The following is a 20,596-nucleotide window of genomic DNA, read 5'->3' as shown; positions in this document are numbered from 1 at the left end:
TGCGGCTGAATATCCTTATACGGTTGTCTGCGTGCTATATCCGTTAATACATCGCTTTATGCCGAGTGCAAGAACTTCCTCATAAACGTTTTTATTTTGCTTTTCCCAAGTTCGTGCGTTCAGTTCGTGGTGGATGTGATAGCATATTGCCGCCAGTTTTAAGTGGCGTTTTTTGATGCCATTATTGACAAATCTCGCCGCTAATTCGATATCCTCATGGCCCCATCCCGTCAGGTCGTTGTTATAGCCGTTGACCAATATGAAATCCGATTTCCAAAAAGCCATGTTGCAGCCCTTCACATCAGCGGGCGAAAGCGGATTGGTTTTGATCAATCCGGAAAGAAAAGGCATCCGGACAGCGTTGAAGCGGTGCAGGATGCCCTTTGATAAAAAATTAAACGTAATACGTTTATTCTGCTGGATAAGCGATGAGGTGCTTTTGTCAATCATCGCCCGGCTTCCACGTATAAACTGTCCCCGTTTCGCTGCCGCCAAGTGATCCTTTACAAAGGCGTTATGAACGATGATGTCTCCGTCGATTTGGATAATATATTCGCCCTGTGCCTCCTGTATGGCCGCATTGAGGATGATGGTTTTCCTGAATCCGTCGTCAGGATGCCAGATGTGTTTGATTGGAATAGGAGAAATCGCTTGGTATCGGTTTATTAATAGACGGGTTTCTTCTTTAGATCCGTCATCAGCAATGATAATCTCATTAGGCATAGGGCGTAGAGCTAACAAACTCGTTAAGCACAAATCCAATGCTTCCGGCCAATTATAGGTGGATACGATGAGCGAACAAGAGGGATACATGAAGTTTTAAAGCTGCAAAATATGTGCCAGAGGCTGTGTCGGAGAAGCTCTGGTGAGCAACTTGACGTATCCGGTATACTATTGCCAGAGTTTGTGAGGTTATAAGCTATTTAGACATCGACGGGGCATGATTATTGCCAAAGAGAAAGGTAAGAAGCGAGGTAACTATGGCTAAACATTTATTTGTCATTAGGCACGCTAAGTCAGATTGGAGCTTTGACGTCAGCGACTTTGATCGGCCCCTTAATTCACGTGGATTTAGAAACGCACCCCAGATGGCGGAACGATTGGCCAATTATGCCATCCTTCCCCAGCATCTTATCAGCAGCCCCGCGAAACGAGCCATCACCACTGCACAGATATTTGCTGAACATTTGGGGGTATTCGTGAATGATATTCAAACCGACGGGCGTATCTACGATGCATTGCCAGACACGTTGTTGGAAGTTGTCAACGAATTGGACGATGCATACAATAGTGTGGCCCTTTTCGGACACAATCCCGGTATTACCTCGCTGGTTAATTATTTGGCCAACGAAAATATTTATAACCTGCCCACCTGCGGTATCATGCATGTCCGGTTTGATGATACGGATGAATGGGCCTCGGTAAGCACGGGTACGGGAACCAATGCTTGGTTTGTATACCCATAAACGCTACCTTTATCACCACATGCCCAATAAACTCCATAATGAAACCTCGCCTTACCTTCGGCAACATCAGCACAATCCTGTGGCGTGGTATCCTTGGGGAGCGGAAGCGCTCAGTAAAGCAAAGGATGAAAATAAACTTATCCTCGTCAGTATCGGCTATTCGGCCTGTCATTGGTGCCATGTAATGGAGCGGGAGAGTTTCGAAAATGAGGCGATAGCGGCAGTGATGAATGCGCATTTCGTGTCTATCAAAGTAGATCGCGAGGAACGGCCAGATATCGATCAGATTTACATGATAGCCGTGCAATTGATGACCAACCAAGGTGGGTGGCCGCTCAATTGTATTTGCCTGCCGGATGGTCGGCCGATTTACGGAGGCACCTATTTTCGTCCGGACGACTGGCGGAATGTATTGCTGCAATTGGCTGGAATGTGGCAAGACAGACCGGAAGTAGCTCGCGACTATGCCGAACGGTTGACCACGGGTGTCAAGCAGAGCGAACAATTGCCCGTTAGCCGTATTCCTGAAACTTATACTCCGCAGGATTTAGCAGCTATCGTCACGCCGTGGAAGCGCCTTTTTGATAATCAAGAAGGCGGTTACAAACGGGTGCCCAAGTTTCCTCTACCCAATAATTGGCTGTTTTTGTTGCGTTATGCCGTGTTGGCCAAAGACAGCGAGGTATTGGAACACGTGCACTTTACCCTTCAGAAAATTGCCTCAGGAGGTATTTATGATCATGTGGGCGGAGGTTTTGCCCGCTACGCCGTGGATGGGCAGTGGCACATTCCCCACTTTGAGAAAATGTTATATGACAATGCACAGTTGGTCAGCCTATATGCAGAGGCTTGGCAACAGCGCCCTACTGATCAATATAAGCGGGTGGTAGCCGAGACCTTGGAATGGGTGCTCCGTGAGATGACAAGCCCCCAAGGAGGGTTCTATTGTGCCCTGGATGCCGACAGCGAGGGGGTAGAGGGAAAATTTTATACGTTTCATCGATCTGAAGTCGCACAAATACTGGGTGCAGATGCCGACTTATTTATGCAGTATTTTGGCATTACCGAAGCGGGCAATTGGGAGGAAGAACACACCAATGTGTTGAAAATTGATATCGAAGCGGACAAAATGGCATATGATGCAGGCTTTTCTGCCGAAGAATGGGCTAAGTACTTAGCCCATGGCAAGCAACGGCTGCTAGACTATCGCGACATCCGTGTGCGTCCAGGACTGGATGATAAGCTTTTGACATCCTGGAATGCATTGATGCTCAAAGGTTTTGTGGATGCTTACCGGGTATTTGATGTGCCAGAATACTTAAGGGTGGCGCTGGAAAATGCGCAATTCATCCGCCACTACTTATATGCCAAAGATGGAGGGCTACTCCATCAACCGGAGGCCAACGGAAAATTAATTACAGGTTTCCTTGATGACTATGCTTGTTGTATCGATGCGTTTACGGCCTTATATGAGGTGACCTTTGAAGAGACTTGGCTGTATGAGGCAAAACGGCTAATGGAATATGTATTGAGCTATTTTTACAATCAGGATGCCTCAGCGTTTTATTATACTTCGGCCGCCGCTGAGCAGTTAATCGCCCGTAAGCAAGAGATTATGGACAATGTGATCCCGTCTTCCACCTCTACGATTGTGCGGCAACTTCATCGATTGGGCTTGATTTTTGACAATCAACGGTACGTCGAAATTGGCTCACAGGTATTGGCCAATGTGGTGCCGCAAATGGCAGCTTATGGTTCGGGTTATTCCAACTGGGCCATACGGTTGCTTGAAGAAGTTTATGGGTGTTCGGAAATTGTATTTACCGGCCCTGATTACAAGGTCATGCGAAAGGCATTTGAACGGCATTATATCCCAAACAAAATCATATTGGGAGGAACAAAAGAAACACTTCCATTGTTAGCAGGGAGGGTGGGCAGTACAACGAGAGCCTATGTATGCCGTAACAAAGCGTGTAGTTTGCCCGTGACGCAGGTGGAAGAACTGTTGGAATTAATTACACAATGATAACCGGGCATGCGCGCCATGTCCATAATTTTTAAAAACGATGACTATAGTACCCAACAGCGTGGTGACGCTGACCTACAAACTCCACACCATTGAAGAGGGCAAGAAAACTTTTGTAGAGGAGGCTGGCAAAGACAATCCGTTGGATTTCCTTTACGGTGTGGGCATGATGTTGCCTAAATTCGAAGAAAATATAGCCGGGATGGCAGCAGGAGATATAACGGATTTTGAACTGGCTGCCGAGGATGCATATGGCGAAATCAATGAGCAAGCAATTGCTTCGTTGCCAAGCGATATGTTCAAGGAAAGCGGTATACCTGCCGTGGGCCAAGTATTGCCATTGCAGGATAATCAGGGTAACCAATTCAGGGGTAAAGTGACCGAAGTGAGCCCGGAAGTGGTGGTGGTTGATCTCAATCATCCCATGGCCGGCCAAAACCTTCACTTTGCCATTGAAGTACTGTCCGTTCGGGAGGCTACGGCAGACGAGTTGGCTCACGGACATTCACACGGCCCCGATGGTTCGCATCACCATTAATGGCATTATAGCTTGGTTGCCCTGAGCATCTCTCGTTTTCCGGGTGCTCCGGGTACTTTCTCAATAGCAAAGCCTAAGGCTCTCATTGTACGTTTGAGCTGGCCAGTGATGGCATAAGTGACAAATATACCGCCGGGCTTCAAATATTGGCATACATACGCCAAGGTCTCCGTTGTCCACATCTCCGGCTGATGTACAGCTGCAAATGCATCAAAGTACAGCACGTCAAATCGTTTATCTGTATTAAATTCCAATACATCAGCGTGGATGATCTCCAATAAGCAGTCATCGGCTACCGTTTGTGGCCGTAATAGGCTATCGGAATAGCACGATAAAAAGGAGCTCCATGTCCTTTCCCCTATGTGCGCATCATACCCGGTTTGGGCGACCATCGTGGTAGCCAATGGATAAGCCTCTATGCCGGTATAATGCAGCTTCACATCATTTAGTGCACAATAGTCTGCCGTTAGCAAAAAGTTGAGTCCGGTGCCAAAGCCGATTTCCAATACGGATACGGCTTCCGGTTTGTGCAATGCGAGGAAGTGCTGTAATCCCATGCCCAGGAAAACATGCTTGCTTTCCTGCACGGCGCCGTGCAGGGAGTGGTAGTGCTCGCCAACGTCCGGGTGATAGAGCGTTTTGGAGCCGTCTGCGGTGACAACAAATTCCATCATGTGGTGCAAACATAAAATAAATCCGCTACTTTAGTAACCAAAATATGGAAAGGCAGACGTCCCATTTCTTTCAGCATTACGGAAGCATCCTGCTTCTATTGCTGGGCATTCTGATAGGAAGTATCATCGGAGGGTTTTTTCCGGATACGGTTACTTGGCTAAAACCATTGGGAGACATTTTCCTGAATCTCCTGTTTGCCGCAGTCATCCCCTTGCTGTTTTTTGCCATCGCTTCGGCAGTAGCCAACATCGACAGGTCGCAAAAACTTGGACGGATCATTTCCGTTATGGCTGCCGTGTTTTTGGGTACCGTCCTTATTGCTGCGATATGCACAATTATTGCATTGTGGTTTTTTCCGGTCGAAGCGCCCCAAGCTGCTCAGGAACCAACGAGTGAATTGCTACAGAGCGATCCCAATGACACCTGGGGGGACAAATTGGTCAGGTTTGTGACGGTGGATGAATTCTACAAGCTGCTATCCCGCGAAAACATGTTGGCATTCGTTATTTTTTCCTTTCTTCTGGGGATTGCTGCGCAGCGGTCGGGAGATGCGGGGGCTTCGTTCCGGAGGTTTTTGTCGTCAGCAAACGAGGTTATGAAGCAACTGCTCATACTCATCATGAAAGTTGCTCCGATAGGTCTGGGGGCTTATTTTGCCTATCAGGTAGGGACCATTGGTCCAGCGCTTTTCGGGTTTTATGCCAAGCCGCTGGGCTTGTATTACATTCTGGGTGCATTTTACTTTCTGGTATTCTTCAGTGGCTATGCGTACCTCGCTGCTGGCAAGATTGGTGTCAATCGTTTTTGGAGAAACAATATCCTGCCTTCCGCTACGGCTATCAGTACCTGCAGCAGTATCGCCACGATGCCTGTCAACCTCGCGGCGGCCCCTAAGATGGGTATCCCCGCTGCGGTGGCCAATGTGGTGATCCCATTGGGAACCACGTTGCACAAAAACGGATCATCCATGTCCAGCATCGTCAAGATTTATGTCGCCTTCGTGCTCATCGGTCGGGATTTTTTCGAGCCGATGACATTGCTTACCGCTCTTGGCATCACCGTATTGGTCAGCATCGTGGCGGGCGGTATTCCCAATGGCGGGTACATTGGGGAGATGCTGATGATTTCGGTATACGGGCTGCCCACGGAAGCCATTCCGGCAGTGATGATTATCGGCACGCTGGTCGATCCCATGGCTACGGTACTGAATGCTACGGGCGATACCGTGGCTGCCATGCTGGTGAGTCGTTTTGCGTTGGGCAAGAATACATTGCACTCAAACGAGGAGTTAGATACGGATGGCATCGAATAAGCAGATTGATATCGGTGCGTTGTTGCCGTTTGTGCAATTTCAGACCTCCCGGAGCGGGGGTAGTGGTGGCCAGCATGTCAATAAAGTAGAGACCAAGGTCACCTTGCTCTTTGATATTGACGCTGCACCATTCTTTTCAACGGCCGAAAAAGTACGTATCCGAAAACGTCTTATTAGCCGTTTGCAAAGCGACGGATTGTTGCAAGTGACCAGCCAGGAAAGTCGCAGCCAATTGCAGAATAAAGAAATTGCGCTGCAGAAATTAGCCGTGCTACTGGCCAACGCCATCAAGGTCGAAAAACCACGTAAGGCGACCAAACCTTCCAAAGCATCCGTTGAAAAGCGCCTTGACACGAAGCGCCAGCAGGCACTGCGAAAAATCAACCGGAAAAAGGATTGGTTTTAAAACCGATAACTCATTCCTACGGAGCCATAGCGGTGCCTGAAAAACATCCCCGGTACCTCCTTCGTGTAAAAGATGTATTGCAAGCGTAGCGTGAGCGCATGCTGGGCGTACATCACGCCTACATTGTTGTACCACACCCAGCGCGCAGGTGTATGGGTCACCGGGCCTTTGTCACGCAAAAACATCCCTCCTTGCAGGGTAGCATCGTAGCCTACGAAATTCAACTGCGGGCTATAGAAAAAAAACAGTTCATTACCTACAGGCTTGGCCGCAGTTTGCAGTCGGCTATATGTATAGGCAGATTGATGGAACGAATTCAGTTGCCCCAAGCGTATCGTCGGTGCGATTGACATCCCGGTATGATTTAATCCCAATTTAGCTTCCGCTTGGGCGGATAGATCAAACCACTGCTGCGCATTACGGTATAGCAATCCACCATATTGCACAGCAGCATCAATGCCAAAAGCATTTTCCAACTGATATTCCCATCCAGCGATATCATACAGGTTCAGTACCTTATGGATGCTTTTCTGAAATTGCTGCCCGAGTGCCCGCTGCCCGATAGTGCCGATTTCCCCTGTAAAGGACAGCAATGTCTCATTGGCAAAATACCGATCGATATCCACGGCAAGAAAGAGGTAAGCCGTAATGGGCCGGTCAACTTCTTCAATATAACGGATTTGGGCCGTATATGCATTGTACATCTTTTGGCCTATTGTAATGCCCCAAAGCCTATTTACCTCATTCGACGACAAGGACGCGCTATCCACAGTCCTGCGGATATTGAAAAATACACCGTTGGTATAGTATTGATCCTGTTTGTTGAATAGGTAAAGGTCGTTGTCATTCCGGAAATTAAATTCGGAATGTGGGACATGTTGTGCAAGGCATCCAGTATGGTCAAAAAAAAGCATGGCCATTAAGCAGGCCTTGAGGATAGTATATAGGTTGTTGATCATGAATGGTATAGCCGTTTCTCGCGGAGCAAACATATGGATTTTTTGTTAGAGTCGGCACATCCACTGTTTAGAATAATTCTAAAAAACAGCAATCATTTGCAATATTCGTAGCTTCGTTTTTCAATTCGTAATTTTGCATTCCGGTATTAATTCATTGGGGGATAAAGACATGAAGAAAAGTTCGGTAATAGGGATCATCATCATCGCCATTGCTATTGCAATGATTATTGTGATATATACGGATTCAAGTACCTATTCAACATTTACCGAGGCGAAGGAGAAGCAATCTGAATTATACGTGGTTGGTGTGCTTAATAAAGAAAAAGATTTATTGTACAATCCAACCGTAGATGCCAATCATTTTTCGTTTTATATGTATGACAATGACAGTACCGAGTGCAGGGTGGTATTCCGTGGTGCTAAGCCCCAGGACATTGAGCGTTCGGAACAAATTGTACTGACGGGCAAAATGATAGGCGAGGAGTTTCACGCCAGCAAGATTCTGATGAAATGCCCCTCAAAATATAACCAAGACGAAGTGGAGGTGACAGAGGCAGCCGCTATTCAAGCAATATAGTAGATGGATATAACATATGTAGGTGAAACCCTCTTGCCTGGAAAAATCGGGCAATTCTTTGTCATTCTTTCCTTTGGAACGGCGTTATTGGCTTGCATCAGCTATTATTTTGCCGCTAAATACAAGGAAGACCAATCGTGGAAAACCATAGCGCGCATCGCCTTTTGGACGAATGTGGTTGCTGTGATAGGTATTGGTACCTGTTTATATTACATCATTTATAACCACCTTTTCGAATACCATTATGCATGGGCCCATTCTTCCAGGTCATTGCCCACGCATTACATCATTTCCAGTTTTTGGGAAGGCCAGGAAGGCAGCTTTTGGCTTTGGATGTTTTGGCAGGTCGTGCTGGGCGCGGTATTGGTTTTTAAGTCGAAAAGTTGGGAAAATCCTGTGATGGCCGTAGTCATGCTTTGCCAAGCCGTACTGGGATCCATGCTCATTGGCATAGTGATTTTCGGAGAACGGGTAGGCAGCTCGCCTTTCATCCTCTTCAGGGATGCCATGGATTTGCCGATTTTCGCTGATCCGAATTACCTGAGCATGATAGCCGATGGTAGGGGCCTCAATGCATTGCTGCAGAATTATTGGATGGTCATCCATCCGCCCACCCTTTTCCTTGGCTTTGCGGCAATGATAGTGCCTTTCGCCTATGCCGTGGCCGGTTTATGGCAGCGGCGCTATAAAGAATGGATTACACCGGGCATTCCCTGGGCACTTTTTGCGGTAATGACGCTGGGCGCGGGCATCATTATGGGATCGTTCTGGGCCTATGAAGCCCTTAACTTCGGGGGGTTCTGGGCGTGGGATCCGGTGGAAAACGCATCCATCATTCCCTGGCTCACGCTCATTGCGGCCGTACATGTGATGGTGGCTTATAAAAATTCCGGCCATTCTTATTTCACCGCCTCGTTTTTGGTGATGATCAGCTTTGTGTTGGTCATCTATGCTTCCTTCCTCACGCGCAGTGGCGTGTTGGGTGAGACATCGGTACATTCCTTTACCGACCTGGGCCTTTATTGGCAACTGGTGGCATTTAACATTATCTTTTTGGGCATCATGGTCTACCTGTTGGTAAGACACAAGAAGACCATGCCGTCAACACAAAAAGAAGAAGACATTTACTCCCGTGAGTTTTGGCTGTTTATCGGTGCGCTGGTGCTGACGGTCGCCTGCGTGCAAATTATCGCTTCCACCTCCATCCCGGTATTCAATGCGATTTTTGGGACCAAGGTGGCACCACCTGTTGAGCCTGTACAACACTACAACAAGTGGCAGGCCGGCTTTGCCGTGGTCGTTGGGCTGCTCTCCGCATTTACGCAATTCATGAAGTACAAGCGCACGGATGTCCGCAAGTTCTACGCCGCAGCTATTGCCTCGTTGGTCGTGGCCATCGTGGTCACAGCTATCGTCGTATACGTGGCTGATGTGTACACCAATTTCATGTACATCCTATTGGTCTTTTCTGCGGCTTACACCATTGTGGCCAATGGCAAGATATTGGGCGAAGCTATCAGGGGCAAGTGGAAGCTCACCGGGTCAGCAGTGGCCCACATCGGATTTGGCTTGTTGCTTATTGGGGCATTAGTTGCTGCCGCCACAAACGAGGTGATTTCCGTCAATAGCAGCAACTACATTGCGGTGGCGGGCTTTGATCAGGTGGAGAAACCTGGCGACAACCTCTTTCTTACCGAAGGCGAACCTGCGCAAATGGGTGACTACCGCATTACCTATGTAGGCGATAGCGTGGCGCCACCCAATGTGTATTACAAAATCAACTACGAAAAGATAGACGAGGAATCGGGCAGGGTGACGCAAAGTTTCCAGCTTCGGCCTTTTGCGCAGAACAACCCCCAGATGGGAGGGCTTATTGGTACCCCAGCAACCAAACATTACCTCACCCACGACGTATACACGTTGATTACCGCAGCAATGTCGGACGCCCACCAGCAAGGTCAGAAAGGAGAGCAAAGCGGCTTTGAAGATTATGAGGAACCAGCCATCTACGAGACCAACATCGGCGATACGCTGCGCTACCGCAATGGATACATCGTAGTGGAAGGCATCAACCGCAATGCTACCGTACAAAACATCCCCCGTGGGAATGATGATGTCATTGTGGGCCTAAAATTGAAAGTACATGCCGTGAGTGGGGAGACCTATGAGGCCGAGCCTGTGTTTTTAATCCGTGGAGGTTCTACGTTTGATCTATTCAAAGACGTGGAAGAGCAAGGGCTGCGGCTGCGGTTTAGCAACATCATGCCTCAGAAGGACAAACTGGAACTCATGGTATATCAAAAACCAGTACCTGAGAAGCGGTGGGTGGTGTTTAAGGCCATCAAATTCCCGTATATCAATTTCTTTTGGTGTGGGGCGATTGTGATGACCATCGGATTCTTCTTGTCTATTCTACGCCGCAATAAAGAAATTAAACCTCAAAAAGCCTGATGGATATTGTATTGCTTGGCAGCGGCAATGTGGCTACGCATTTGGGGCGGGCGCTTGTGGATGCCGGGTATCGTATCATGCAGGTATACAGCCCTACTCAAGCACATGCAGCAGCGTTGGCTGGTACCGTCAATGCGCAGGCCATAGACGATGTCACCGGAATAGCGACCAATGCGGATCTTTACATTATCGCCGTAAAGGATGATGTCCTTGCGCAGGTGGTGGCTCAGTTGCCTGTTTCATTGAAAGGTATGGTCGTCCATACAGCAGGCAGCGTGGCCATGGATGTGTTGGCCGGGCATGCAGGCAAGTACGGTGTGCTGTATCCGGTACAGACTTTTTCCAAGGCCAAGGCGGTTGACTTTTCCGTAGTTCCGATTGCCGTGGAAGCTTCTGACCCGATCACTTATACAGCACTGGCTGGACTCGCTGGAAACTTGTCCAACCGCGTCTTCCCCTGTGATTCCAAGCAGCGTCTTTCCTTGCATGTAGCGGCAGTATTCGCCTGCAATTTCAGCAACCACCTCTATGCTATCGGTGCGGATATTCTCCGCGAGCATGGGCTTGATTTCGACCTCATCCGGCCGCTCATTCTCGAAACGGCGGAGAAAGTGATGGTCCATCAGCCAAAAGACGTACAGACGGGACCAGCGGTACGGCATGACATCGGGACGATGCAAAAGCATTTAGTGCTGTTGGAAGATGAGGCTGAGTTAGCGGAGCTTTACAAGACGTTGAGCGAGCGGATTGGCAAGGACGCATAATTTTTCGGTTCTTTTTTGAGCACAGGCTGCCTGGTAAATGGAAACTTTCTCAATATTTTGATTGATAAGCTAACTAACCCCTTATTTTTGCCAATACTTTTTGATATCTCGGTTGTATTGCTCAATGCTCCAAACAATTCCCCATTGGCGTACATACTCAGCAATGGGTTGTAGCCCTACTTCATCACGTCTTTTATCAACGTTTTCTGGATCAACCAATGGTTGGACATAATACTTGCCCGTCTTGTCGTCTCGAATAATTTGGCTGCCATACAGTTGTTCTTTTCCTTGCCTTAAAGCAATCCTATCTTCCAGTAACGCCAAACTTGACGGTTTTGCCTTACCATCTTTCACGGCTTGGCTTATCATAGGGAGATACCGTTCTTGGGTAGCTAAATCACTGTGTTGAATAACGAGGAATAGCGTCTCGTTTCCTTGTTCACCTATATCTTCCTTGCCAAGCCAACCGTACTCATCCAGTATATTGGTAACCTTTTGCACATTTCTTTTGTCATAATCATCTATGAGGGCTATTACCGCCGCCATTTCCGGTGAATCCCATCCATATTTAAACTCAATAACTGACATTTGCAGTCGATACAACTGATCATCGATGTGTACCGTATCTAATAGCAAGGCCAGCCGCTTGTTGATATTTTTGAACCTAGCTTCTTCTGTTTTCAACCCATTTGCCCTTATTGAATCCAATATGTTATTCCATCTAATAGTATTGTGTAAACTGTCGAACGCCGTATCCAGTCTGATGGTCAAATAATCCCTATAGCCAGCTTTAACTACCCTATCGAGTTGATAAAATGCAGAATCCGTTTCATCCCCCAATGCCCATAGTCGCGCAGCTTCATAACGGTGGTCAGGGCGTCCTAGATTATGATTGGAAGAAAAAGCTTCTGAATAAAATTGTGCCGCTTTGATATAATCCTTGGCTTGGATATATGGTTGGGCTTCACTGATTTTGGAAGTATATAAATCTTGTGCTTTGACGGGATTAAACAGCGTAAGACAGACCAAGAATGAACAACAGAGGGAGTTATAAAAAATTTTCATGTTTAATTATAGGTTTTGACTTTATGGTTAGCAGGAAGGGTAATCTTGCAACGCTTGCCCGATTAGAGTCACTGATGTTAGTAACGCCTATTTTTTCAATCCTATATGCTCAATAGTTAGGTCGCTTTATAGTTTAAATGCCTCGTTAAGTTTGAAAGTATATAGAACGGTTATGCAGTAAGCCTGCCTAGGCCAATCCAGCCAAGATCAGGTAATTGTTTGTCACCACATGTCATTTATAATTCCGGCTGTAAATTTTTCATCATCATATTCTTTTGCAAAATTACATAATACTTCTAATACCGGAATTACAATTAGCGAGGCGTGGATATACCTGTCAATGTTTTGCCAGATTTAGGTCTAAGAATTCATCCAATTGTTCGGGCGTTATGTGCTGTTCCGCCACACGGCCATTGCTGTCTATCAGTACGTTGTACGGGATGGACTGGATGCCATATTTCACGGCGTTCATTCCCTTGAACGCACCATAGTCTGAAAGGTGGAGCCAACCGGATAGCTTATCATCCGCAATGGCTTTCAGCCAACTGTCCGTGTCCGAGTCTAATGAGACACCCAGAATCCGGAATCCCCGGTTTCCGTAACGCGCCGACAGGTTATTCCAAGCGGGGTTTTGCTCCCGGCAGGGGATACACCAGGAAGCCCAGAACTCCACGAGCGTATACTGGCTGTCTTCAGGCCGGAAACTTGGGTTTTCTCCCGAAGGTGTTTTCCCTTCCGGCAATTCAAAAAGGGCCCCTTCCTTCAATGGATTTGCAAGGCCTGCCAATTTTGAACGTGCCAGTGTATGATATTCACTCTCCCGGGCCCTGCCCTCCATATCGTCGAGTAATGCTGTGTAGTCGTTGAGGTTTTCCAGCAGTTGTTCATTGCTGACCTCCAGGATGTCCAGCGCGGCAACGGGATTGTCGGGATGTCGGCGGGCTAAGTTTCTTCTGGCCCTGAGATAAGATGAGATGTTGCGTTCGGCATTGATTTTTTCGGCGAGAATTAATACCGCATTATTTCCCTTCGGCAATACCGCCATATGCCGCCGGATACTATCGGAGATCAGGTGGATATTCATGTCGTAGTGGTATTTTTTTAGGCTGTCCAGCGTTTCGTAGTACCGGGCATCAGCCGAGGTGGTCGTCAGTTTCAGCCGGAATAAATCGGGACGATCATAATCATCCGTGGTGAATTTATCGATCATCCGCATCGTGATTTCTTTTTCCGGCGCGATATGGTACGTTGTTGCCTGTACGGGATTGATATACAGCTCTTTTCTAAGAATGTATCGAGTAAAGATATGGGGCGGGAACTTTTTGCGGATGATTTGCCCGTTAGCATCACGGGTGGTTTCGAAGCGGTTTCTTTCCGGGACCGGCCACTTGATGGAAAAGTTGTATACCCCGGTCACGGCGCTGTCCAAGTAAAAGTCGAATTTGCCTTGCTTCAGTGGAGTTTCGATGACCTTTAGCCGCTCCTGCCTGTAGAAAGCAAGCCGGAGATAGGCACCGGCTACCGGAGGGAATTCGCCGTGGATGCGTACCCGGCCTGTCGGTTGAGGGGACTCGCAGCCAAGGCATGCAATTAAAATAAAAAAGAAGGATAATTTTTTCATCGAACGTTGTGCCTGTGATAATTACAATGAAAATAGACAGGATAAGACCGTTAACAGCATAACGGCCTTATTAATGGTTGCATTAACAGGTGTTTGCTCCGGACAGTATTGGTTTCATTTGTTTTCTATTGAGTTTTTCTCCGAAATTTAAGTTTAACGCATTCATCTTTAAATCGTTTAATGCAGGCCTTACTATCCAAATATAATGAACGGGTTTCCTTCGGCAAAAAACTTTACGAGAATAGTCGGGATTTTTACGAGACTTGCAATTTTCTTTAAATCTCATCTACACCCTGCAGGTTGATGCCGAAGGCCGAGGCATAGGTTTTAATCTGGTCGGCCCTTTTGAGGATTTGGTAATTGAACTTATATACGGGCGTGATGTGTATTAAACCGGTGGGTACGTTTTTGTTGGAATAACGACACCGCTAAATTTACGCATCCCTAAACTGTCCCTTTATCCGCTCCAGGTTCTCGATCATCTCTTCAATACGCTCATTTTCGCTGTGGATGTATTGTTTCATGAATACAAAGTGACAGATAAGGAACCAGAAGACAATGAAAATAATTGAGCCAACGAAAGTCCAGAAAGGTAAGACAAAATACATTTCAATACTGTAAAGGGCAAATGCGACCGCGATACAGGCTTCGTATACGGCGTAGTTACGTGTATTGAAATGGTTGCGTTTTTGCTGGAAAGCCTTGAGATAATGGATATAATCTTGCGGTTTGGCCAGCAGGTGGTGACTTTTACGGATGTTGTGGTAGTCGGCAAGTTGCGTGAAGAAATAATAGCAAACGCAACCTACCATGATGACGCAAGCCAGGTAGGTGGTCCATGTTGAAAATTGTACGGCGATAATCATCCAAAGCAGGATTATGGTGGCCGGTGCTACGGCTACAATCTGCCACAATAGTTTTCTGGCCAGTGCAGCTTTGTTGCCCTTGATGCGCTTCAGAATTGCCTCAAAGCTAACGTTTGGCTCAGGCTCCTGCCGATGCCAAAGCTGTTGTATCTCATCAAACTCTTTCATTACTATTGTATATTTCTGTTAGCTTGTGTTTTATCCGGTGTATTTTTACCCGCAAATTTCCTTCGGAGATGCCCGCCACCTCGGCTATCTCGGGGTAGGGGATTTCATCAAGTACCATGGTGATAATGATCCGTTCGTTTTCTTCCAGTTGTGCGATGGATCTGTATAATAGGGCAACTTGTTCTTGCTTTTCAGAGGGCTCTTCGGTATAGTTTTCGATGATTGTATCGTTGAGTTCATCGGTAGCCCGCCGTTTTGCAGTACGCAGGTAAGAGAGGCAGGTATTCACGGCAATGCGGTATATCCAGGTTGAAAATTGCGATTGGTTGCGGAATTTGTCAAGGTTTTGCCATACCTTGATAAATGTTTCCTGCATGAGATCATTTGCCGAGTCGCTATCGCCCGTATAACCATAGCAAAGGTGGTACACCTTTTTGGAGTTGTCTTCAAATAGTCGCTGAAACAGTTGTCGTTGGTTACTCATGAACGGCAATTACACTCACTTTGACGTGTGTCCGATCGATATGTTACAAAGGTGGGAAATCAACGCTACAATACATTGTCAGATTTATTCCGTAACTTTATAGCGATGGAGACGTTGATTCCAATATTAATTGCCATTGTGGTTTTTGCTTTTCAGGCGTATGCCAACTTCCAGAAGGAACAGGAAAAGGCCCGGAAGCGGAATTTCGGCCAACCTCCTTTGCCTGAAGAAAATGCAAAGCGCCCCGTGGACGTATCCCCGAAGGAAATGACCGTTGAACAGCGGCCATCCACCCGCCATCCCGCATTTGAAAATTACTCCGGTGCAATAGATGCAGACGAAGTGAAACGCGTACGCAAAGCCCGTCAACAACGCACGGTGCAACGCTTGGAAGTGATGGAGGATACAGCTGCTGGTGCCTTCGGCAATGAAAGGGATTTTGACCTGCGTGATGCCATTATTAAATCGGCCATCCTCGAACGGCCTTACCAGTAATTAGGCAGGTATTTATATCCCGATTGATCATCGGGACTTCGCCCCGTTCATCTTACGATTAAATTAAAGTCATCCATGTCTTTCAAGAAAGGCAAATCCCTGCGGACATCCTCCAGATCCCTTTTGTAGATGGTAAATGTGTACAAATCCTCATATTCGGGTTTGTAATACACGACATCACCTGCGGGAGAGATACACATGGAGCCGCCGGAATAATAAATTTCGTTTCCATCGTGGCCTACACGGTTTACACCAAGGACAAATGCCTGGTTTTCGATGGCTCTTGCAGGGATGAGACTACGCCAGTGGGCCGATCGTTTATCCGGCCAGTTGGCTACATACAACAAAACATCGTATGCCGCATTAAGGTTACGCGACCAGACGGGAAAGCGTAAGTCATAACAAATCATCGGGCATATTTTCCAGCCGTTGAGCTCCACAATAATGCGCTTGTTGCCCGGTGTGAAAATCGTATCTTCTTTAGCCAGACCAAAGAGGTGGCGCTTGTCATATTTGATGTAATTGCCATCTTTGGTCATCCACACAAACCGGTTGTAATACTTGCCCGCTTCCTCAATGATAAGGCTGCCTGCTACTACACAGTCATATTTTTGAGCCATTTCCAGCATCCAATGCATGGTTTTTCCGTCTGATTTTTCCGCACATTGCGCCACATTCATCGTAAAACCGGTATTAAACATTTCGGGTAATACGATTAAATCGGTCTTTTCGCGTATAGCTGACAACCTCAATGACAGATTACTGAGGTTTTTATCGATATTTTCCCAAAAAAGATAAGCCTGGAAGGTCGTTATTTTTAGTGCATCCATCTCCATAAGCTAGGATATCATTTATTTGTGGCCTGCAAAACGCACAAGTTAGTGAAAAATAAGTAATAATAAAATGATTGTGTGTTTAGCTGCAATTATTTTGCCAGCTTCCGTATCCCCAACCTATTTTTCGAAGACTTGCCAGTGTTCATTTAATTAAATATAAGTTAAATATAATATAATAAGTATATTCAAGATTTATAATAGGTGTCTAGCCCTATAATTCCCCTATAAAACACCTATAATATCCCTATTAAATCCTATTAATATGAAGCAAAATTGGGAAATCATCGTTAACTTTGAGTTTAATCAAGAGACCAGCAGGCATATAGAAAGCCGGAAGGGTATTATTACAGTAAGTATTAGTGCGTACGCATGATTAGTGAATGCGCCAACGTCTGAAGCGGGGTTTTGCGGCGGGCATCGACCGCTATATGTTCCAGGGTTTGAAAAGATCGATCGGCGTAAGCTTGTTTGGCTGCCTCGGCAAGTTGCCTTACGCCAAGACGGTCATAAATGGCGGTCACTGCGTTGATTTTTTCGGTAGGGTGGATATCGTCGTGGAGCCATCGGTCCAATTCGGCAGCGTTAGCGGTATCGGCTGTTTCCAGTGCTTTTAATAGTAAGAATGTCTTTTTATTGGCCAAGATATCCCCCCCTTGCTGCTTGCCGAATTGTGCGGGATCGCCGTATACGTCCAGAATGTCGTCCTGCAATTGGAAAGCGAGGCCGACGTTGACACCAAAATCATAGATCAGTTGTGCGTCATTGTTGTCCGCATTCCCGAGTATTGCACCCATTTTCAAGGCCGTGCCAAGTAAAACGGACGTTTTTAGCCGAATCATTTGGAGATAGTCATCAATGCCGACCGATGCTGCGTGTTCGAAGTCCATGTCCAATTGCTGCCCTTCGCACACCTCCATTGCCATGGTGTTGAATGCGTCCATGAGCGAAGGCAATTTGGTTGGGGGGCATTTTGCCAGTTGTGCATATGCCATGATGAGTATGTTGTCGCCGGAGAGGATAGCGATATTGGGGTTCCATTTCTCGTGCACCGTTTGCTGTCCGCGACGCAGTGGGGCGTTGTCCATGATGTCATCGTGCATCAGTGAGAAGTTGTGAAACAGCTCGACAGCCAATGCTGCGGGCAGGGCTTTATCCATCTCATCAATCGAAAATAGATCGGCTGCCATCAACGTAAGCAGGGGCCGGATACGCTTGCCCCCAATCTGCAGCATGTAGTTGATAGGCCCGTAGAGATTTTGCGGAAAATCAGGCATATCAATTTCCGCCAGTCCCTGGGCTATTCGCTGCTGCAATATCGTGGTGTCGTACATGGCCTTCCTTAAATTTGCCGCTAAGATAGGGATTAACAAAAAATACACGGCTCACGAAAAATGAAAAAAATGTGTTAGGTTTGGAGAGGATATGGGTTACTATTTGGGGTAAAAGCGTATTAATAAGTGAGTAAATTGAGCAAGTCTGCCATACCGGAAATTGATCAGAAAACCGTTGACGGCATTGCCCTTGGCGATGCTTCCGTACTATCAGGATTATATAAGGATTATTTCCCGATGGTGCTGAACATGGTGGTGCAAAACAACGGTACGGAAGAAGAGGCGAAGGATGTATTTCAAGAGGCGGTTATTGTGCTGTATGATAAAATTAAGCAGGGTAATTTTGCATTGAGCAGTAAGTTAAAAACCTATATTTACTCCGTATGCCGAAGGCTGTGGCTCAAGCAATTGACAAGCCAAGGGCGGACATTCTACGATGTGAGCGATTATGAGGAAATCATTCCTGTAGAAGAGGATTTGGCAGTGCACCGGGAACGGGATGTGCAACTTTCGTTAATGGAGCAGGCGTTGGATAAATTGGGGGAACCCTGTCGAACCATTATCCACGATTTTTATGTGTTGAATTTGTCCATGCAGGAAATTTGTGAAAAATTTGGATATACCAACGCAGATAATGCGAAAAACCAAAAATACAAATGCTTGCAGCGGTTAAAAAAACTATTTTTTGCGGCAACTAAGTGAATCGGATATGATGAACGAACAGGAATTTATAACATCGGCTGAGCGCTACCTCAATGAGGAAATGGATAGTGCGGAGCGTAGTGCTTTTGAACAGTACTGCGAGCAAGACCATGCTGCTGCTGAACGGCTGGCGACCCATCGGTTGTTTTTACAGCAATTGAAAGACCATGCAGATCGGGTAGTATTTAAACGTACGTTGTCTGCGGTCATGGCCGACCATCAGGCCATTCCAGTGACTACAATCCAGCGTCAACCGCTGCTTGTGACGTTGTGGAACAAGTATAAGATCAACTCGTTGATTGCCGCAAGCGTGGCAGTGGTAGCGGTGTTTTCAACCCTGTGGTTATCGGGGTATTATCAAACGATACTAAAGACCACAACCAACTACAGTGAGTTGAAGCGGGACATGAATACGGTAAAGAAAAACGTCAATGCACAAAACGCGGTGATACGCAATATCAATAGCGAAAAGCAGCGGGGAGGGCAGGCTGAAAGCCATTTTGGTGCCACGGGATTCCTCCTATCGGCCAATGGTTATGTCGTGACGAATTACCATGTGATAAAGGGGGCGGATTCGGTGCATTTGCAAAACACGAAGGGAGAATTGTTCAGGGCTGACGTGATTTATGAGGATCCCAGCAATGACGTGGCCATGTTATATATCCGTGATAGCACTTTCAAAGCGTTGAAAACTACCCCGTACACCTTTAAAGAGTCGCCTTCGGAACTTGGCGAGGATGTATATACCATCGGATTTCCCCGCGATGAGGTTGTATATGGCCAGGGCTACCTCAGCTCGCGTACCGGCTACGCCGGGGATACTACGGCGTACCAGCTGTCTATCCCGGTCAATCCCGGAAACAGTGGCGGGCCTGTACTTGATAGCAAGGGCAACGTTATCGGTATCATTAGCGGAAAGCAGACGGGCATTGATGGGGCATCATTCGCTATCAAAACCGAAGCCCTATTGAAATCCATATCCGCTATTCCAATGGATTCATTAGCCAGCAAGCTGACCATCAACAAACGGAATACACTCAACGGTCTTCGGCGGACCGAACAGATAAAGCGGGTACAGGATTACGTGTATTTGGTAAGGGTCTTTTAGTGGACTTTGTGAACTAACGAAAGCGGTTGGTGCTGATGGCCCAACCGCTTTTTTTATTTAAAGATTTGGCTGCGGTGTTGTACGCAGATAAGGCTTGATGATCGTATGCCCTTTCGGAAACTTCGCCGGAATTTCCTCCGTAGGGACAGCAGGCACCACAATGACATCTTCACCATGCTTCCAGTCTGCTGGCGTGGCCACGCTGTAATCGGCAGTGAGCTGCAGCGAATCAATCACCCGAAGGATCTCCTGGAAATTGCGGCCGGTTGAAGCAGGGTAGGTGAGGGTAAGTTTGACCTTCCGATCCGGCCCGATGATGAATACAGAACGGATGGTAGCTGTTGCGGAGGCATTGGGATGAATCATGTCATACAATTCGGAAACCTTGCGATCCTCGTCGGCAATCAGCGGGAAATTCACCTCGGTATTTTGTGTTTCATTGATATCATTGATCCAGCCAGTGTGTTTATCCAGTGGATCTACGCTCACGGCCAACACCTTCACATTGCGCTTGTCGAATTCCGCCTTTAATTGGGCGGTACGCCCCAATTCTGTCGTACATACCGGCGTATAGTCAGCAGGATGCGAAAACAATACCACCCAGCTGCCCTCCGTGTAATCGTAAAAATCAATTTCTCCTATTGTTGTTACCGCCTTGAAGTTTGGCGCGGTATCACCCAATCGTAAGCTCATGTTTTGTTCCTCCTTAAATTATAAGTTTGTAATCTACAAAGTTAATGGATTTT

21 protein-coding genes are annotated in these 20,596 nt (G+C 46.9%); 11 read left to right on the top strand and 10 right to left on the bottom strand.

The window, feature by feature from the left end; genetic code table 11:
• Positions 1-15 precede the first annotated feature (15 nt).
• Positions 16-813, bottom strand: coding sequence for a glycosyltransferase family 2 protein (locus BMW65_RS03175; protein WP_090602674.1), 798 nt, complete (start codon positions 811-813; stop codon positions 16-18).
• A gap of 167 nt (positions 814-980) precedes the next feature.
• Here BMW65_RS03175 and BMW65_RS03170 point away from each other — a divergent pair, with 167 nt between their 5' ends.
• Genes BMW65_RS03170 through BMW65_RS03160 form a run of 3 tightly spaced genes read left to right on the top strand, consistent with a single transcriptional unit; the run spans position 981 to position 4,030 of the window.
• Entirely contained in the window at positions 981-1,466 is a 486-nt protein-coding gene (locus BMW65_RS03170; protein WP_090602673.1) for a SixA phosphatase family protein, read from the top strand.
• Positions 1,467-1,485: 19 nt separating this feature from the next.
• Positions 1,486-3,492: a thioredoxin domain-containing protein gene (locus BMW65_RS03165; protein WP_090602671.1), complete on the top strand. Its 2,007-nt coding sequence runs from the start codon at positions 1,486-1,488 to the stop codon at positions 3,490-3,492.
• A gap of 40 nt (positions 3,493-3,532) precedes the next feature.
• Positions 3,533-4,030: an FKBP-type peptidyl-prolyl cis-trans isomerase gene (locus tag BMW65_RS03160; RefSeq protein ID WP_090602669.1), complete on the top strand. Its 498-nt coding sequence runs from the start codon at positions 3,533-3,535 to the stop codon at positions 4,028-4,030.
• Positions 4,031-4,035: 5 nt separating this feature from the next.
• Here the strand turns inward: BMW65_RS03160 and mnmD are convergent, their stop codons facing one another.
• Complete coding sequence (gene mnmD / locus BMW65_RS03155; RefSeq protein ID WP_317040394.1) at positions 4,036-4,704, bottom strand: tRNA (5-methylaminomethyl-2-thiouridine)(34)-methyltransferase MnmC2; 669 nt, start codon at positions 4,702-4,704, stop codon at positions 4,036-4,038.
• Between the two features lie 44 nt (positions 4,705-4,748).
• Here mnmD and BMW65_RS03150 point away from each other — a divergent pair, with 44 nt between their 5' ends.
• A complete protein-coding gene (locus BMW65_RS03150) occupies positions 4,749-6,017 on the top strand; it encodes a dicarboxylate/amino acid:cation symporter (protein WP_090602667.1) in 1,269 nt (422 codons plus the stop codon).
• Positions 6,004-6,423, top strand: a complete 420-nt coding sequence (gene arfB / locus BMW65_RS03145; protein WP_090602666.1) for an alternative ribosome rescue aminoacyl-tRNA hydrolase ArfB — start codon at positions 6,004-6,006, stop codon at positions 6,421-6,423. The genes BMW65_RS03150 and arfB overlap by 14 nt, the downstream gene beginning before the upstream one ends.
• Here arfB and BMW65_RS03140 read toward each other — a convergent pair.
• On the bottom strand, positions 6,420-7,415 hold the full coding sequence (locus tag BMW65_RS03140) for a lipid A deacylase LpxR family protein (protein WP_090602664.1): 996 nt from the start codon (positions 7,413-7,415) through the stop codon (positions 6,420-6,422). The two genes, arfB and BMW65_RS03140, sit on opposite strands and share 4 nt — an antisense overlap.
• Before the next feature lie 136 nt (positions 7,416-7,551).
• Here BMW65_RS03140 and BMW65_RS03135 point away from each other — a divergent pair, with 136 nt between their 5' ends.
• Genes BMW65_RS03135 through BMW65_RS03125 form a run of 3 tightly spaced genes read left to right on the top strand, consistent with a single transcriptional unit; the run spans position 7,552 to position 11,174 of the window.
• On the top strand, positions 7,552-7,959 hold the full coding sequence (locus BMW65_RS03135) for a cytochrome c maturation protein CcmE domain-containing protein (protein ID WP_090602663.1): 408 nt from the start codon (positions 7,552-7,554) through the stop codon (positions 7,957-7,959).
• A 3-nt stretch (positions 7,960-7,962) separates the two neighbouring features.
• On the top strand, positions 7,963-10,410 hold the full coding sequence (gene ccsA, locus BMW65_RS03130; RefSeq protein WP_090602661.1) for a cytochrome c biogenesis protein CcsA: 2,448 nt from the start codon (positions 7,963-7,965) through the stop codon (positions 10,408-10,410).
• Positions 10,410-11,174 (top strand): Rossmann-like and DUF2520 domain-containing protein, encoded by a 765-nt coding sequence (locus tag BMW65_RS03125; protein ID WP_090602660.1) that lies wholly within the window; start codon positions 10,410-10,412, stop codon positions 11,172-11,174. Before ccsA ends, BMW65_RS03125 begins: the two co-directional genes overlap by 1 nt.
• An 81-nt stretch (positions 11,175-11,255) precedes the next feature.
• Here BMW65_RS03125 and BMW65_RS03120 read toward each other — a convergent pair whose 3' ends face one another.
• The 4 genes from BMW65_RS03120 to BMW65_RS03105 form a co-directional block, all read right to left on the bottom strand.
• Positions 11,256-12,239, bottom strand: coding sequence for a DUF6624 domain-containing protein (locus tag BMW65_RS03120; protein WP_143053781.1), 984 nt, complete (start codon positions 12,237-12,239; stop codon positions 11,256-11,258).
• A 337-nt stretch (positions 12,240-12,576) separates the two neighbouring features.
• Positions 12,577-13,860 (bottom strand): TlpA family protein disulfide reductase, encoded by a 1,284-nt coding sequence (locus BMW65_RS03115; protein ID WP_090602657.1) that lies wholly within the window; start codon positions 13,858-13,860, stop codon positions 12,577-12,579.
• 434 nt (positions 13,861-14,294) lie between these two features.
• Positions 14,295-14,894: a hypothetical protein gene (locus BMW65_RS03110; RefSeq protein ID WP_090602655.1), complete on the bottom strand. Its 600-nt coding sequence runs from the start codon at positions 14,892-14,894 to the stop codon at positions 14,295-14,297.
• Positions 14,881-15,378 carry an RNA polymerase sigma factor gene (locus tag BMW65_RS03105; RefSeq protein WP_090602654.1) on the bottom strand — a complete coding sequence of 166 codons (498 nt, stop codon included), beginning with the start codon at positions 15,376-15,378 and terminating at the stop codon, positions 14,881-14,883. Before BMW65_RS03105 ends, BMW65_RS03110 begins: the two co-directional genes overlap by 14 nt.
• A 105-nt stretch (positions 15,379-15,483) precedes the next feature.
• Between BMW65_RS03105 and BMW65_RS03100 the strand changes: the two genes are divergently transcribed.
• The gene (locus tag BMW65_RS03100; RefSeq protein WP_090602652.1) at positions 15,484-15,873 is read left to right on the top strand and encodes a hypothetical protein; all 390 of its coding nucleotides are present in this window, start codon (positions 15,484-15,486) and stop codon (positions 15,871-15,873) included.
• A gap of 47 nt (positions 15,874-15,920) precedes the next feature.
• Here BMW65_RS03100 and BMW65_RS03095 read toward each other — a convergent pair whose 3' ends face one another.
• Both BMW65_RS03095 and BMW65_RS03090 read right to left on the bottom strand, forming a co-directional pair.
• Positions 15,921-16,703, bottom strand: a complete 783-nt coding sequence (locus BMW65_RS03095) for an amidohydrolase (RefSeq protein WP_090602984.1) — start codon at positions 16,701-16,703, stop codon at positions 15,921-15,923.
• A 362-nt stretch (positions 16,704-17,065) separates the two neighbouring features.
• Complete coding sequence (locus BMW65_RS03090; RefSeq protein WP_090602651.1) at positions 17,066-18,040, bottom strand: polyprenyl synthetase family protein; 975 nt, start codon at positions 18,038-18,040, stop codon at positions 17,066-17,068.
• Positions 18,041-18,166: 126 nt separating this feature from the next.
• Here BMW65_RS03090 and BMW65_RS03085 point away from each other — a divergent pair, with 126 nt between their 5' ends.
• Entirely contained in the window at positions 18,167-18,742 is a 576-nt protein-coding gene (locus BMW65_RS03085) for an RNA polymerase sigma factor (protein WP_090602649.1), read from the top strand.
• A gap of 7 nt (positions 18,743-18,749) precedes the next feature.
• Entirely contained in the window at positions 18,750-19,850 is a 1,101-nt protein-coding gene (locus BMW65_RS03080) for a S1 family peptidase (RefSeq protein WP_090602647.1), read from the top strand.
• A 57-nt stretch (positions 19,851-19,907) separates the two neighbouring features.
• On the opposite strand, the gene BMW65_RS03075 is transcribed toward BMW65_RS03080, so the two are convergent.
• Entirely contained in the window at positions 19,908-20,543 is a 636-nt protein-coding gene (locus BMW65_RS03075; protein ID WP_090602646.1) for a peroxiredoxin, read from the bottom strand.
• Between the last annotated feature and the right edge of the window lie 53 nt (positions 20,544-20,596).

Source organism: Parapedobacter koreensis (genome assembly GCF_900109365.1).
Taxonomy (GTDB): Bacteria; Bacteroidota; Bacteroidia; order Sphingobacteriales; family Sphingobacteriaceae; genus Parapedobacter; species Parapedobacter koreensis.
Note: the sequence above shows the minus strand (reverse complement) of the source record. Positions and strands in the feature narration are given on the sequence as shown.